At 70.2% G+C, this 14,979-nt stretch carries 8 protein-coding genes; 4 read left to right on the top strand and 4 right to left on the bottom strand.

Annotated elements, in window-relative coordinates:
• Positions 1-36 precede the first annotated feature (36 nt).
• From OG948_RS01885 to OG948_RS01875, 3 genes are all read right to left on the bottom strand, one after another.
• Entirely contained in the window at positions 37-1,233 is a 1,197-nt protein-coding gene (locus tag OG948_RS01885; protein WP_406293250.1) for a cytochrome P450, read from the bottom strand.
• Positions 1,230-1,460 carry an MbtH family protein gene (locus OG948_RS01880; RefSeq protein ID WP_406293247.1) on the bottom strand — a complete coding sequence of 77 codons (231 nt, stop codon included), beginning with the start codon at positions 1,458-1,460 and terminating at the stop codon, positions 1,230-1,232. Before OG948_RS01880 ends, OG948_RS01885 begins: the two co-directional genes overlap by 4 nt.
• A gap of 72 nt (positions 1,461-1,532) precedes the next feature.
• On the bottom strand, positions 1,533-9,092 hold the full coding sequence (locus tag OG948_RS01875; RefSeq protein ID WP_406293246.1) for an amino acid adenylation domain-containing protein: 7,560 nt from the start codon (positions 9,090-9,092) through the stop codon (positions 1,533-1,535).
• Between the two features lie 523 nt (positions 9,093-9,615).
• Here OG948_RS01875 and OG948_RS01870 point away from each other — a divergent pair.
• Positions 9,616-10,809, top strand: coding sequence for a tryptophan dimethylallyltransferase family protein (locus OG948_RS01870; protein ID WP_406293243.1), 1,194 nt, complete (start codon positions 9,616-9,618; stop codon positions 10,807-10,809).
• Positions 10,810-10,988: 179 nt separating this feature from the next.
• Positions 10,989-11,165: a hypothetical protein gene (locus OG948_RS01865; protein WP_406293241.1), complete on the top strand. Its 177-nt coding sequence runs from the start codon at positions 10,989-10,991 to the stop codon at positions 11,163-11,165.
• Positions 11,166-11,797: 632 nt separating this feature from the next.
• Here the strand turns inward: OG948_RS01865 and OG948_RS01860 are convergent.
• The gene (locus OG948_RS01860) at positions 11,798-12,547 is read right to left on the bottom strand and encodes a TrmB family transcriptional regulator (RefSeq protein ID WP_406293239.1); all 750 of its coding nucleotides are present in this window, start codon (positions 12,545-12,547) and stop codon (positions 11,798-11,800) included.
• Positions 12,548-12,720: 173 nt separating this feature from the next.
• Here OG948_RS01860 and OG948_RS01855 point away from each other — a divergent pair, with 173 nt between their 5' ends.
• Positions 12,721-13,815, top strand: coding sequence for a carbon-nitrogen hydrolase family protein (locus tag OG948_RS01855; RefSeq protein ID WP_406293238.1), 1,095 nt, complete (start codon positions 12,721-12,723; stop codon positions 13,813-13,815).
• On the top strand, positions 13,815-14,936 hold the full coding sequence (locus OG948_RS01850; protein WP_406293236.1) for a phenylacetaldoxime dehydratase family protein: 1,122 nt from the start codon (positions 13,815-13,817) through the stop codon (positions 14,934-14,936). The genes OG948_RS01855 and OG948_RS01850 overlap by 1 nt, the downstream gene beginning before the upstream one ends.
• Positions 14,937-14,979 lie beyond the last annotated feature (43 nt).

Here is a 14,979-nt window from a genome sequence, read left to right as displayed (position 1 = left end):
GGGCGGCCCTTCCGACTCGACCGGTGGTCGCGCGAATCACCAGGTGACCGGCAGCCGCAGCAGGCTGCGAACCTGCATTCCGTCCTTCCATTCCAGCGATTCCACGGGAACCGCGCACCGCAGCTCCGGAAGCCGGGCGAACAGCGAATCCAGGGCCACCGACAATTCGAGCCGGGCAAGCGGTGCGCCTACACAGCGGTGAATTCCGTAACCGAATCCCAGGTGCGGATTGTGCTCCCGCGTCAGGTCGAACCGGTCGGCGTTCTCGAATACCGATTCGTCGCGATTGGCCGACGGGATCGCGGGCAACACGGATTCGCCCGCGCGTACGACAGTGCCGCCCACCTCGATGTCCTCGGTGGCGTACCGCGCGAAGGTCACGTGGGAGATGAGCGGCACATAGCGCATCAACTCCTCGACCGCGCGCGGCATCAGCTCGGGGCGATTCTTGAGCAACTCCCACTGGTCGGGGTGGGTGAACAGGACGTACAGCGAGTCGATCAGCTGTGAGGAGACCGTCTCGTGCCCGGCTATGAGCAGGACGCTCGCCAGTTCCACGAGCTCCGTCTCGGAGAGCTTGTCCTCCTCGTCACTGGCCTTGACCATGGCGCTGATCAGGTCGTCCTGTGGGTTCTCCCGGCGGCCGATCATCAGTTTCCGGATGTAGTCGTGCAGCCGTTCGGTATCCGCTTCGACCTCCTCCTCCGTCATGACGGTCGTGGCGGAGAAGGCGTCGAGCCAGCCGCGGAACTGCTCGCGGTCCGCGAAGGGGACACCGAGCAGGTCACACACGACGGTGCCCGCGAACGGCACCGCGAAGCCCTCCATCAGGTCGCCCGGCGCGCCCTCGGCGACCAGCGCGTCGATCAGGAGGTGGGCCTCCTGCTCGATGCGCGACCGCAGAAGTTCGACCCGGCCCGTGGTGAAGACTTTGGTCAGCATCCGCCGCAGCCGGGTGTGATCGGGAGGGTCCATCCCCAGGATGCTGGTGTGGATGGGCAGCGGGGTGAGTCGGGATTCGTCGTGCTCGGCGGCCCGGGCCCGGCTGAACCGGGAATCCCCGAGGATCGTCTTCATGTCCGCGTACGTGGTGACCAGCCAGGCGTCCTCGCCGAACGGGCAGCCGACCCGGCTGACGGGCTCCTCAACGCGCAACTTCGCGTACAGGGGGTCGACGTCCAGGGCCACTGCTTCGTTGAACGGATAGCTGGGGGGAGTCGGTCGGTCGTTCATGCGGACTGTACCTCCGGGAGTCGGTCGTGGTGGTCGACGAGGCTCTTGGGGCGCATGTCGGTCCAGTTCTCGTCGACGTACGCGAGGCACTCGTGGCGGGTGGCGGGGCCGCTAACGGCCGTCCACCCCGAGGGGACCGGGGTGAAGCACGGCCACAACGAGTGCTGTCCCTCGTCGTTGACGAGCACCAGGAAGGTGCCCTCGGTGTCGTCCAAGGGGTTGCTCACGATGTGTACCCTCCGATGGATGTGGTGGGCATGCCGGGCCGAGCCGCCCGGGCAAGGTGGTGGGCCCGGCGCTCAACGCGGGGTGGGAGGCGGGAAGAAGCCGGACGCGACGAACCAGTCGGTGTAGCGGCGGATCAACGCGCCGTCCAGCGGCGGGAAGGCCGGCCCCGAATCCGCCAGCCCGGTATCGGTGTTGGTCCGATCGAGCCGGATCCGGCCCAGCCGGGCGAGCGCCGGCAGCGTGTCGGTGAGCAGCACCGCGGCGTCCAGAGATGCCGCACCCGTCGCGTGCTCCGCCTCCGCCGCCGCGTCCGCGCGCACCCGCAGCGTGCGGATCCAGTCGTCGAGATCCACGGTGTCCAGGTGATACCCGTAGTCCCGCAGATGGCCCAGGACCGTGTCGAAGGGGAGCGGGGCTGGGCAGGTGAGGTGGTGCGCCAGGCCCTGGCTGCCCGGCCGCCGGGAGAGGTGGACGACGGCGGCGGCCGTGTGGTCGACGGGGATCAGGTCGACCACGGGCGGCGGGTCGGTCGCGTCGGCCGGGCGCGGTGCGGCGCCCAGGACGAGCATGGCGCGGACGAGTTGCCAGAACACGTCGCGACCGGAGCCCGCCCCGCTGACGGTGTGTCCGCTGATCCGGCCGCACCGGTACACGGTGACCGGGAGGCCGCGGTCGGCCGCCGCCCAAACCAGTTGCTCGGCCACCCACTTGCCCGCCGTGTAGCCGTCCGGCGAAACCGCCTCGGGTCGGATCCGGTGGGACTCGGCGACGGTGACCGAGTTTTCGTCGGTGCCCACCGATACGGCGGCCGTGGAGATGTGGTGCACCGGTGTGGGCCTGGACCGGGCGGCCAGTCGCAGCACCTCCCGAGTGCCGCCCACGTTCGCCGCCTTGAGCCGGGCGTACGGTTCGACCGCGCTGACCCGCGCGCCGCTGTGGTAGATCGCGTCGAGCAGGCCCGCCAGGTGGTCGAAGCGCTCGGGGGCCAGGCCGAGCAGCGGCCGTTCCAGGTCACCGGGAACGGCGACGACACGGCTGCCGTCGCGGTCGTTCCACAGCCCGTACTCCATCAGGCTCCGGCGCATCCGCCGGGCCGCCTGCGGGGGGTCGTCGGCGCGGACCAGGCAGTGGATGTCCGCGTCGGTGCGATCGAGGAGTTCGCGCAGCAGGAACGAGCCGAGGAAGCCGGTGGCGCCCGTGAGCAGGATGTTCTCGCGGCCGGTCCCACTCGGGTCGGGGGCTCGCCCCGGTCGCCGGGGGGCGACGGTGAGCGCCGGGTCAAGCACGGCGTCCGCCGCCAGGTCGGCCGGCGCCGGCCCGTACGCCCCGGGGGCGGCCGGCCCGCCCGGGCCGTCGACGGCCGCCAACAGCGCGACGACCGACTGCCGTTCGAAGAGAACACGGACGGGCAACTCGACCCCGAGGCGGCGGTTCATCCCACTGATCAGCCGGGGCGCCAGCAAGGAATGCCCGCCGAGGGCGAAGAAGTTGTCGTCGATGCTCACCCGGGGGATGTCCAGGACCTCGGCGAACAGCTCGCACAGGACGCGCTCGCGCGGGTTGCGGGGCGCGCGGCCGGTCGACTGCGCGCCGAAGTCCGGCGCCGGGAGCGCGTCCCGGTCCACCTTGCCCGCTGTGGTCACCGGGAGGGCGTCCAGCACGAGCACGACGGCCGGGACCATGTAAGCGGGCAGGAGACCGGCCAGGTGGGCACGCAGCTCCGGCCCGGTCGGACCCGTCGCGCCAGCCGTGGGCACGGCGTATGCGGCGAGAACCGTACCGCCGCGCGTATCCGGGCGAGGGACGACGACGGCCTGGGCCACGCCGGGGTGGGTGCCCAACGCGGCCTCGACCTCGCCCGGTTCGACCCGGAAGCCGCGGATCTTGACCTGGCCGTCGGCGCGGCCGATGAACTCCAGCTCGCCGTCGGTGTTCCAGCGCACGGTGTCGCCGGTCGCGTACATCCGCGTCCCCGGCGCGCCGAACGGGTCGGCGACGAACCGCTCGGCGGTCAGCCCCGGCCGGCGCAGATAGCCTCGGGCCAACCCGGCGCCCGAGACGTGGAGTTGTCCCGGCACGCCGGGCGGTACCAGGGCCAGGTCACGGTCGAGCACATAGGCGCGGGCGCCCACCGTGGGCCGGCCGATCGCGGGCGTACCGCTGCCGGACAGGGGCGAGCTGAGCGTGGCGCACACCGTCGTCTCGGTGGGGCCGTAGCCGTTGAGGAAGGAGCGCCCGGCGGACCATCGGCGCACCGTCTCTCCTGACGAGGCCTCACCGGAGACGATCATCCAGCGCAGCGAGGGCAGATCGCCCGGCTCCATCACCGCCAGCGCGGACGGCGGCAGCGTCGCGTGACTGACCCGATGCCGTGCGATCAGCGCGGCCAGGTTCGGGCCGGGGGCGGTGAGTTCCGGCGGCGCCATCACCAACGTGGCGCCGGTCAGCAACCCGCCGCACAGCTCCCACACCGCCGAGTCGAAGCTGTGCGAGGCGAATTGCAGGATCCGGCTCGCGGTCGTCACCCCGAATCTGCGCAGCTGCGCCTCGACGACGGCGGACACCCCGGCGTGGGTGACGACGACGCCTTTGGGGCGACCGGTGGATCCGGACGTGTAGATGACGTACGCGGGACGCGTGTGCGTCAGCGGCCGCGGCCGCTCGGCGTCGGTGACATCGTCCGCCCGGCACCGGCCGACGGCCCGCCTGGTCTCGTTCCGGTCCAGGACGATCCGCCGCAGGCCGGCCGGATCGGGCAGCGACCGGGCGGTGGTGGAGTCGGTCACCAGCAGTGCCGGCCGGGCGTCGTCGAGCATGAACTCGATGCGCGTCGCCGGATAATCGGCGTCCAGCGGCAGATACGCGGCACCGGCTTTCAAAACGGCGAGGGCTGCGACGACCGATTCGACCGTACGCGGCAGGGCGATCGCCACCAACCGCTCCGGTCCCACGCCACACCCGAGCAGGTGGTGGGCGAGCCGGTTCGCCCGCGCGTTCAACGCCCGGTAGGTCAGGGTGCGTGTTCGCCCGGCGCCGTCGTCGTGGATCAGCGCGGTCGCGTCGGGTGTCCGCCGCACCTGCGCCTCGAACAGCTCGGGCAACGGCAGCGGGGGCACGTCCCGATCGCTGCCGCCGCTCTGCGCCAACAGCCGCTCGCGTTCGTCGGGGAGCAGCACGTCGAGGGTACCCAGCCGTTGCCCGGGGTCGAGGGTGACCGCGTCGAGCAGTCGGCGGAAGCGGTCCACGACGCGCTCGACGCCGTCGCGGTCGAACAGGTCCGTGCTGTACTCGACGACCCCGTCCATACCTTGGGGGCGCTGCTCGGCGTCGTGGTGTTCGCGCAGGCTGAGCGAGAGGTCGAATCGGCACATCCCGGTTCCCACGGCCCGTTCCCACGTGGTCAGGCCCGGGAGTTCGGGCGCGCTGTGGGGGGCGTTCTGCAGGGCCAACATCACCTGGAACAAGGGGTGGTGGGCAAGGCCGCGCGCCGGGGCGAGGACGTCGACCAGTCGCTCGAACGGCACGTCCTGATGGGCGTAGGCAGCCAGGTCGGTCTCCCGCACCCGCACCAGCAGATCCCGGAAGGCGGGGTTCCCGGAGGTGTCCGTGCGCAGGACCAGGGTGTTGACGAAGAACCCCACCAGGCCGTCGAGCGCGTGGTCGGTACGGCCCGCGACCGGGGTGCCGATCACGATGTCGTCGCCCGCGCCCAGCTTGGTCAGCAAGGCGGACAAAGCCGCGTGCAGCACCATGAAGGGGCTTACGCCGAACCGTCCGGCCACGTCCACGATTCGCCGATGCAGATCCGCGTCCACGGCGAAGTGCAGGGTTTCGCCGCGTTGGGAGGCGATGTGCGGCCTGGGTCGGTCCGCGGGCAGCGCGGTGTACTCGGACAGCCCGGACAGGACATCAATCCAGTAGGCGGTCTGGCGGGAGCTCAGGCTGTCGGGGTCGTCCTCGTCGCCGAGCAGCCGGCGCTGCCACAGGGTGTAGTCGGCGTACTGGACGGGCAGCGGCGGCAGGTCGGGCGCGCATCCGGCGCGTCGGGCGGTGTAGGCGGCGGCGAGGTCTCGCCACAACGGGGCCAGCGACCAACCGTCGCAGGCGATGTGGTGCACGACCAGCGCCAGGACATGCCGGTCGGGGCCTGTGTCGAACAGGTGGGCCCGGACGGGGATGTCGGCGGCGAGGTCGAAGGGCCGGCGGACGAAGTCGGCCATCGCCGCGTCCAGTTCCGCGGCGGCAACCTCGGTGACGTCCAGGCTCGGTTGCGTGGCGGCGCCGGTCAGGACGAGCTGTCGGGGCGCGCCGGCCGTCTCGGGGAAGACCGTCCGCAGGCTTTCGTGGCGCGCGAGCAGATCGGCCAGTGCCGCCCGAAGGGCCGCTTGGTCCAGCGCGCCGCGCAGTTCCAGTACCAGGGGCACGTTGTAGGCGGCGCCCGGCCCTTGGAGGCGCTCGAGGAACCACAGACGGTGCTGGGCGAAGGACAGCGGCACCCGTTCGGGGCGGTCCATCGGCGCCGGCGCGGGCCGGTCCGCGGCCGAGGCGTGCCGCACGGCGTCGGCCAGACCCGCCACGGTCGGCGTCTCGAAGACGCTGCGCACCGGCAGTTCCAGGCCGAGCGACGAACGCAGCCGGGTGCTCAGGCGGGTGGCGGAAAGAGAGTGGCCGCCGAGGGCGAAGAAGCTGTCGTCGATGGTGACTTGGGACACGCCCAGGATGTCGGCGAACAGCGCGCACAGCAGTTCTTCGAGCGGATTGCGCGGCGCCCGCCCGTCCTCGACGGAGCCGGTGTCCGGCGCGGGCAGGCGGCGGCGGTCGACCTTCCCGTTCGGCGTCAGAGGCAGGGTGTCGAGCACCACCATCGCGGCGGGCAAAAGGTATTCGGGTATCCGCTCACGCAGGAAGGACAGGACGGAGGAGACCAGCGCGCCTGTGTCGCGGGTGGCCGCGGGGGCGTTGACCAGGGAGGGGAGCGGCACCCCGGTGGGCCCCGGGGCGTCGCCGGGTGAGGTGCCGGGGCAGCGCGAGGTCAGCACGACGTCCAGGGCGTCCGGGACGGTGGCAGACCAGCTGTGGGAGGCGCGCAGGCCCAGGGTGCGGGCCAGGGCGTGGAAGCCGTCCGGGTCGACGGAGTCGGCGTCGTCCCGGGCGGCGGGCGGGTGTACCCGGCCCGGGTTCGCGTCGCTGCCGTCCAGAGCGCGCAGGGCTTCGCGCACGGGTGCTGTTCGGCGGTCCGGGACTCCGGTCACTCGAACGTCGGTCGGGCGCTGCGGGTCGGGGAAACAGGCCGCCAAGTCCGGCTCGGCGAGGTCCTGACGCCACCTCAGTTCCCGGATGGGCGGGGCGGGTTCGTCCTCGTGGGGGGATGCCTTGCGCAGAACCGCGTCGTATCGGTAGCAGGTCAGCTCGTTGACGTAGCGGCCCTGCTTGATCCGTACCTCGCTGCTGCGGAGCCCGGGCACGTGGTGCGCCAGTTCGGTGAAGAACGCCGGGTCGACGAGCAGTTCCTTCTCGCGGACCATGCCGTGCTCGATCGCCGCGCGGACGACGGCGGGATCCGCGGACAGGTCGGGCCGGCGCAATCGGATGTCGGCGTGAAAGGGCCGCAGGAGCCGCAGGTTGCGGATGTCGCCGACGAAGACCGAACCGCCGGGGACGACGAGGTCGACAGCTTTGGCCAGGACGTCCGTCAGGTAGTGCGCGTCGGGAAAGTACTGGGTCACCGAGTTGACGACGACCGTGTCGAAGAGGTCGGTGGGCAGGCCCTCGACGTCGTCGGCGGCGCGGGCGCGCAGCTCGACCCGGCCTGCGAGCGAGGAGTCCTTGCGCACCAGACCCCGCAGCGCCTCGATGACCCGGCCGGACAGGTCGGTGCCCCAGTAGGCGGCGCAGTCCGGGGCCAGCCGGGACATCAACAGGCCGGTGCCGACACCGATCTCCAGGATCCGGCGGGGGCGCAGTTCGCGGATCCGCTCCACGGTGGAGTCGCGCCACTCCCGCATCTGCTCGGAAGGGATGGGCCGGCCGTCGTAGCTGCTGTTCCAGCCGGAGAAGTCCTCGCCGAAGCGCTCCTTGGCGACATCGCGGTAGAGCGCGTCGTAGATCTCCTGCCATTCGCCGACGACGTCGGAGCCGTCCGCGCGCGGTTCGGCGCCACGCTCCCGGGCGCCGCCCTCCCGGGCGTCGGTCTGGCCGCCGGTCCGCGGGCCGGCGGTCCGCTCGGCGGGGACGACGTAGCCGACGAGCCGCTTGTCACCGGGCCGGTCCTCGCGGACCACGACCGTTGCCCGCCCGACGCCGGGGTGTCCGGCGAGCACGGCCTCCACTTCGCCGGGCTCGACCCGAAACCCGCGAATCTTGACCTGGTCGTCGTCGCGGCCGACGAACTCGAGGAGCCCGTCCGGCGCCGACCGCACCAGGTCGCCGGTGCGGAACAGTCGGGCACCGGGCTGTCGGCCCGACGGGTCGGCGACGAACCGCTCGGCGGTCAGCGCCGGTTGGTCGCGATATCCGCGCGCCAGGCCCGAGCCGCCGATGTACAGCTCGCCGACCCCACCCGGTGGCACCGGCCGCAGATCCGGGCCGAGGATCTCGGTGCGCATCCCGGCCATGGCGGTGCCGATGGGCACCACCGTGCCGAGCGCCCCGGCGTCGGTCACCCGGTGGCACGTGGCGAAGGTGGTCGTCTCCGTGGGCCCGTAGCCGTTGACGACCACCGTGCCGGGGCAGGCCCGCAGGACGCGCCGTACGGCCGGCGCCGAGACCACGTCCCCACCGGTCCACACCTCGCGCACACCGGCGAAGCAGCGCGGGTCCTCCTCGGCCAGCACCGCGAACAGGCCCGCCGTCACCCACAGTCCGGTGATGCCCGCGTCGGTGACGGCCGAGGCCACCCCGCGCGCGTCCAACTCGCCCGGGGGCGCCACCACGACCGTCCCGCCGTTCAGCAGCGGCGCCCACAGCTCGTAGGTGGAGGCGTCGAAGGCGTGCGGCGAGTGCAGCAGAACGCGGTCGTGAGCGCCGCTGCGCCAGGTGTGATCGCCGACCAGACCGACCACGTTCTCGTGGGTGGCCTCCACGCCCTTGGGCGTGCCGGTGGAGCCGGAGGTGAACATCACGTATGCCACCTGCCGCGGGTCGGCGGCCGGGTCCGGGGCCGGTACGTCGTCGTCGAGGCCCGACGCGTCGAAGGTCACCGGCAGGACCCGACGTCCCGCGCTCGGCTCCGCGCCGTGCGGGGAGCCGGTCGTCAACACCACCCGGGCGCCGGTCCGGGCCAGGATCCACTCCAGCCGAGAGGCGGGCAGCCGGGGGTCCAGCGGTACGTAGTGGCCGCCGGATTTGACGATCGCGAGCACGGAGAGGACGAGTTCGGCCGAGCGGTCCATGCGGATCGCCACGGGGGTGCCCGGTGTCACCCCCTCGGCGGCCAGCCGCCGGGCCAGGCGGTTCGTGTGGGCATCGAGTTCCCGGTAGGTCAGCGAGATCTTCGTTGCTCCGGACGCTTCCCTCAGCGTGCCGGCCACCAGCGCGGTCGCCTCGGGGGTGAGCTTCACCTGGCGGGCGAACGCCTCCGGGAGCGTCGCGGGAATCGCGGCGCCTGTGCCGGCCGCGGCCGGGGGGTTCATCGGGGCACCCACCGGGGTGCCTACGGCGGCTTGGGCTGGGACTGGGGCTTGAGCGGAGTGGTGCTGTGCGTGCACGCGTCAACAACTCCTCTGCGCAGGGTCCTTGCAGCACAACGATGCCAACATTCGAGTTGGATATAAATGGCAGGACGGTTCACCGGTCCGGCACATGCGCCGTCGAACAATGCGTGCAGATCCTGTCACAGCACGTGGCCCCACGAACGCCTTACTTCGTGTTTTCGGCCGTTCTCGGGCCATTACCGATCAGCCGAGCCCACAGCCGCGGACGACCCCGAGCACCGTGTCGATTCGGGATCGCTTCCTTTTGCGACTCGGCCGTTCCACCCGGCACGCGAAGGCCCGAGTCGGGTGGCCGCCCCCTCCCCGCGCCACCGAATTTTGGCCGGAACACACGCCGCCCGGCGAGTTCACGGGCAAATGTCACGCAAAGCGCTGACACGGCTACCGTGCCGATGAGACGATCGCGGCCGGTCCTGCCCTTCGCTACGCACCGGGAGTCACGATGAATGCCGCAAGCATCGGCGCCGACCCCCAACCCCCCTTGCTGTCAAGCGAGTTCACGCCCGACACCGGGGTCGTCGCCGAGATGGTAGGGCGCCCGCTGCGCTTCGAATCCGAGCGCTACTCCTCGACCGACAGCTACGCCGAGGTCGCCTGCGACCGGGTGTGGCGCGCCTACGAGAGCCTCGGCCTCACCGGTGAGACCCGCGAATCGATCGGCGTCCTCCTGCGGGAACTGACCGGCACGTGGGGCGAACTCCCGGTCGGCACCCCTCCCGAGCGCGCGTGCTGGGTCTCCATCGACGGCATGCCCTGCGAAGCGTCGGTCACGTGGCAGGACGGCAAGGCCGGGGTGCGCATCTCGCTGGAGTCCCCGGGCGACGGCACCGCGCGCTCCCGGGTCGAGGACGGGATGGCCCTCACCCGACGCCTGGCCGGCCGACCCGGAGTCTGCGTCGACCGCGTGCTGCGGATCGAGGACCTGTTCACCGTCGACGATCCGCAGGGATTCTTCAGCATCGCGCACGCGGTGGCCTGGCGCACCGACGGCCCGCCCCAATACAAGATCTTCCTCAACCCGGCCGTCGCCGGTCGGGAACAGTCCGCCGCCCGCGCCGAGGAGGCCATGCTCCGCCTCGGTCTGGAACGCCAGTGGCGCGCCCTGGCCGACCATCTCGGTGGCACCTTCACCCCCGCGCACGAGCCTGTCGCCCTCGCCCTGGACCTCGTCGGCGACGACGACTTCCGAGCGCAGTTGTACGTGGCGCACTCCGGGGTTTCCCCCGAGGACATCGACGCCAAGGCAGCCGTCGCCCGAGACCACGTGCCGGGTCTGTTCGCCCGAGCCCTGCGAGAGATCAACGGCCCGCACGAGGCGCCCGCGTGGCAACGGAAGCCGCCCGTCACCACGTTCACGCTCGACTCCCGGCACGACCTGCCGAGCGCGAGCATCTACGTTCCGCTGATCCCGGTCCACGACAACGACGCCGCGGCCCGCGATCGGGTGGCGGCCTTCCTGCGCGCCGAGAACGTGCCCGCCGCCGAGCCCTACGTCTGCCTCCTCGACGCCCTCGCGGACCGGCCCCTGACGCAATCACTGACCCAGAACTTCATGTCCTATCGAGGCGGCGACGCCCCACGCTTCTGTGTCTACCTCGCCCCGGGCACCTACCACGCGGCCGACGTGCCCGCCTGACCCGCCGACGTCGACCGATGCTCGAGGTTCTCGGTTTGCCCCACGGCGCGTTCGACTTCGTGATCCCCGACCGGCGAGTGGGTGATGTTGGGGTCTACCGACGGGCGGTCCGGATCCGTGGAACAGGCCACCGGACTGCCCGTCACCGCGGCGAACGCCGACCACCTCGCAGGAGTTTCGTGAGCGTCCCCGACGATCAGGCACGGATCGCCACGCGGGTATGCCTGGTGGAGCGGATTGCCGCCGGCGACGTGGTGTTGTCGTCGCGGATCGCCGAGGCGTTCCTCAACGTTCCCCGTCACGTGTCCACCCCGGTGTTCCACCGCCGCGCAGGTGCCGACTCCGTCACCCAGTGACGTGCCGGCGACGCCGACGGGGCCTGGTGGGACGCGGTGTACTCGGGGGATTTGCCGATCACCGAGGTCGACGGCGCCCACGCCGGACACGCCCCGGCCGAGGGCGTGTCCGGCGTGGACGCCGTCGTCGACGGCGCCGGACCTGATGGCCGACATGTTCGACGCCCTCGACCCCACCCCGGCGCCCACACGCTGGAGATCGGCACCGGCACCGCATTGCCGTCCCGGCTCGTCGAGGGAGGCAAGGTGACCACGGTCGACCACAATCTGCCCTGGTCGAGACTGCCCGCGAACGCCCCGAGACCGCCGACTCCGTCCCCGATGCACGCAACACCCCGTCCGACAGGTGGAGTTGATCCATCACAGCGACGCCGGTTCGCAAACACCTCAGACCCCGCTGCTCCTGACGCGCCCCGGCCGTTGTCGAACTCGCCACCGCCGAGTGGATCGACTGGTAGAACCACACCCGACTGCACGGGGAGATCGGCCACATCCCACCCGTCGAACACGAGGCCAGGCACTACCATCACCAAAACCGCAGGTCACAGCCACAGAAGCGAGTCTTTGACGAAACCGGAGCGGTTCAACTCGGGGCTCGTGAGAATGCGGTGTTGGGAACCGGGCGCGTTGTCTCAGCCTGTACTGATCGACCACAAGGCATCGAACAGGCCCGACTGGAGGCCGGCGTACTCGGCACTGTCGATCATCATGGCGAAGTTTTCTCGACGCGATGAGATCACCGCGACCGAGTCCGTGCCGATGAACGTCGTCATCGTGAAGACGTGCTGCGGGGGAGCGAAGCGGACCTCGCGCAGACTCTGCTTGTCCGTCGGCCAGATGTCGTCGGTCTCTTTCTCGGGCGAACGGATGACCTGAAGGCTGATCCCAAGTTCACGGCGCCTGGCGATGGACTCCTCCATGGCCTGTTTCCCTGGGACCTGCAGCAAGTCCATCATCGAGAGGATTCCCTTCAGGGGAACGCCCCAGGTCAGGGTCTCCCTCAAGGCCGCGGTGATGCCGGTCTGGCCTTCCAGGTAGCGCACGCGTGGTCTGGCCGTCTCGGTGCTCATGACCGCTCTGAGACGTGGCACGAGCTGTTCCAGGACGTTTCCGCGTTCCCGCCACTCGTTGAGGAATTGCTCGGGATCCGCGGCCCGGAGCACCCCGCGGCCGCGGCCTGCTCGCTCACCGGTGGGGCCGATCTCCGTCACGGTGACCAGGCCCCGCTGCGTCAGTCGTCGCACGACGTCGTAGGCGTTGGTGCGGCTGATGTGCGCGGCATGGGCGGCTTGGGCAACGGTCGGCTGGCCGAGGGTGAGGATGGCGAGATACAGCTGGGCCTCCTTCGACTCCAGCCCTGCCTGCTCCAGTTCTTCCCTCATCAAGACTCCCCTTAATGTCGACGGATCTCGACTATATAAATCGGACGTTTCGTGACGCAATCGTGTCTCCAACCGGCCACTTCGGTGTTAGCTTAATTCCCCGTCGAGCAACTGTTCATCAAGATGTCAAGCAACCTCGACATCGAGTTGCAGCGTGCAGCCAGGGAGCTGAAATGAGCCAAGAACGTCGCCGAAAAGGGATCACCGTGGCGGCTGTCCAAGCGGCGCCTGTCTTTCTTGACGTCGAGAAGACCATGGACAAGGTCGAGGAGTTGGTCGCTGAGGCATCCCGCAGAGCGGATCTCGTCGTCTTCGGCGAGAGCTTCGTCGCCGGCTACCCGCTGTGGGGCGGCGTCATCCCGGCAATTCGGCAGCACACCTTCTACGAGGAGCTCGTTGCCTCCTCGATCACCGTCCCCGGCCCGCATGTCGATCGGCTCTCCGCGCTGGCGGAACGCTTCGATGCGTCCATATCCATCGGCATCAACGAACTGGCCCCGAACAGCACGGCTCAGGTGTTCAACGCCAATCTCGTCTTCGACCGGCGCGGCAGGCTGGTGAACCACCGTCGCAAGCTCGTGGCCACCTGGTACGAGCGCCTGACCTGGTCACACGGAGACGGCTACGACCTGCAGCCCGTCCAACTCGACGACTGCATGGTGGGGGTCCTCATCTGCGGGGAGAACACCAACACCCTCGCCCGCTACACCCTCTTGGCGCAGGGAGAGCAGATCCACGTCGCAAGCTACCCACCTGCTTGGCCGTTCGAGCAGCGGAAGGGGAAACCGGAATACGACCTGGTCGACAGCATCCGGCTGCGCGCCGCGGCGCACTCCTTCGAGGGCAAGGTTTTCACCGTCGTCGCTGCGACAGCCCTGGATGCCGCGGCAGTCGAACATGTCGCCCAGGGGGACGAGGACATCGTCCGCAACCTGACCGGCACGCCGACCGCGACGCTCGTCGTCGGTCCCCGCGGCGACATCGTCGCCGGACCACTCGTCGGGGAGGAGGGAATTCTCTATGCGGATCTGGACCCCGGGGAGTCGGTCTCTCTGAAGCTTGCCCACGACATCGTCGGCACCTACAACCGCTTCGATGTATTCCGACTGACGGTGAACGGCACCAGGCACATCCCGGTGACCCTTGTCGGCGACGGCCCCACGTCCACACAGGTGGTGGGCGGTCCTTCGGGGCGAAGCCCATTCGCCGAGCCCAGCGGGTCGATGACCGGCGGATTCCCCGCACCGGCCCCGCTGGAGTGTCCCTGATGGACGGCAACGCAGGCCCTCCGCCGCTATTCCACGTCTCCTACCCGCGGCGCATCCCTGCGCGCGCACCCGAGAACCACGTGCCCGCGGCACCGCGGTTCTCACTGCGCTGGCGGCATGCGGTGCCCACACTGGTCAGCGACTACTTCGGGCTCCAGGGGGCCGGACAGGCAGATGCGAAGGGGCACGAATTCGTCTCTCGGATGAGCCAGTGGTTCAGCGAGCCGAACGGTCCGTCCGCGTACGAGATCACGACCTGCATCGACGAGACCGGGCGACCGGCCACGGTCGTGCTCGCATATTGGACGTCACCGTCTGCGCACGCCGCCTGGTCCACGGGTTCGTCCTGGCGCGTGTGGTGGGAGGACGCTGCGCGTCCGACCGAAGACGTCGGCTACTGGCGCGAGCACCTGATGTGCCCCTACGACCGGCACGAGACGATCTACTCCGATCCGAACTACCGGGTCGGGCTTGCTCGAACACCGAACTCCGAGCTCGTCCCCATCACGACCAACGGCTACTTCGGGGCCGCACGCGATCGCATTCCACTCTCGGCCGTCGATGACCTGCAAGCCCCCGTGAGGCCGTCGACGCCACCCGCCCGGAGAACAGCCGGCGCTCGCCTGGCCGTGACCATTCCACACAATCTGACGGTCCTGCGGTCCGGCCAGTTCTGGCACAACTCCGACCCCGAACAGGCGGCGGACTACGAGCAGAACCTTCGGGTGAAGCTCGACCGCGGTATGGACTACCTGGAACAGACACCGGACAGCGGATGCCTGTACCTGCGGCGCCTGACCAATATGTCCGAAGACGGAACACCCCGGCGCGAGACGTCCATCCAAGCGGTTTTCACCTCCCTGGCCGACCTGGAGTCCTGGGCGGCGGTCCACGAGACACACCTGGCCATCTATCGGCATGCCATCGCGATGAAGCGCCGCTACGGAGAGCACAGAGACGTCGTGACCTGGCACGAACTCTTCGTCCTCCCGGGCGGGACGCTCTTCGAGTACCTCAACTGTGCCGAGAACACCGGCATGCTTCCCTACCTGCCGCACCTGGGCAGGTCGCCGGAATTCCCCCTGCCCCATGTCGGGAATACCGGCAGCCGGCCGTCCTGAGCGACCACCGCCCGGCGGCAGCAGCGTAACCGTCCAGTGGACA

Origin of the sequence: Embleya sp. NBC_00888 (assembly GCF_045207655.1) — a bacterium.
GTDB lineage: Bacteria > Actinomycetota > Actinomycetes > Streptomycetales > Streptomycetaceae > Embleya.
The sequence above is the reverse complement of the archived record's forward strand: the minus strand, read 5'-3'. Positions and strand labels throughout refer to the sequence as shown.

Excerpts from the sequence above, each read along its gene's own strand:
- OG948_RS01885 (WP_406293250.1), bottom strand. The coding sequence starts at position 1,233 with ATGAACGACCGACCGACTCCCCCCAGCTATCCGTTCAACGAAGCAGTG.
- OG948_RS01875 (WP_406293246.1), bottom strand. The coding sequence starts at position 9,092 with ATGAACCCCCCGGCCGCGGCCGGCACAGGCGCCGCGATTCCCGCGACG.
- OG948_RS01870 (WP_406293243.1), top strand. The coding sequence starts at position 9,616 with ATGAATGCCGCAAGCATCGGCGCCGACCCCCAACCCCCCTTGCTGTCA.
- OG948_RS01860 (WP_406293239.1), bottom strand. The coding sequence starts at position 12,547 with ATGAGGGAAGAACTGGAGCAGGCAGGGCTGGAGTCGAAGGAGGCCCAG.
- OG948_RS01855 (WP_406293238.1), top strand. The coding sequence starts at position 12,721 with ATGAGCCAAGAACGTCGCCGAAAAGGGATCACCGTGGCGGCTGTCCAA.
- OG948_RS01850 (WP_406293236.1), top strand. The coding sequence starts at position 13,815 with ATGGACGGCAACGCAGGCCCTCCGCCGCTATTCCACGTCTCCTACCCG.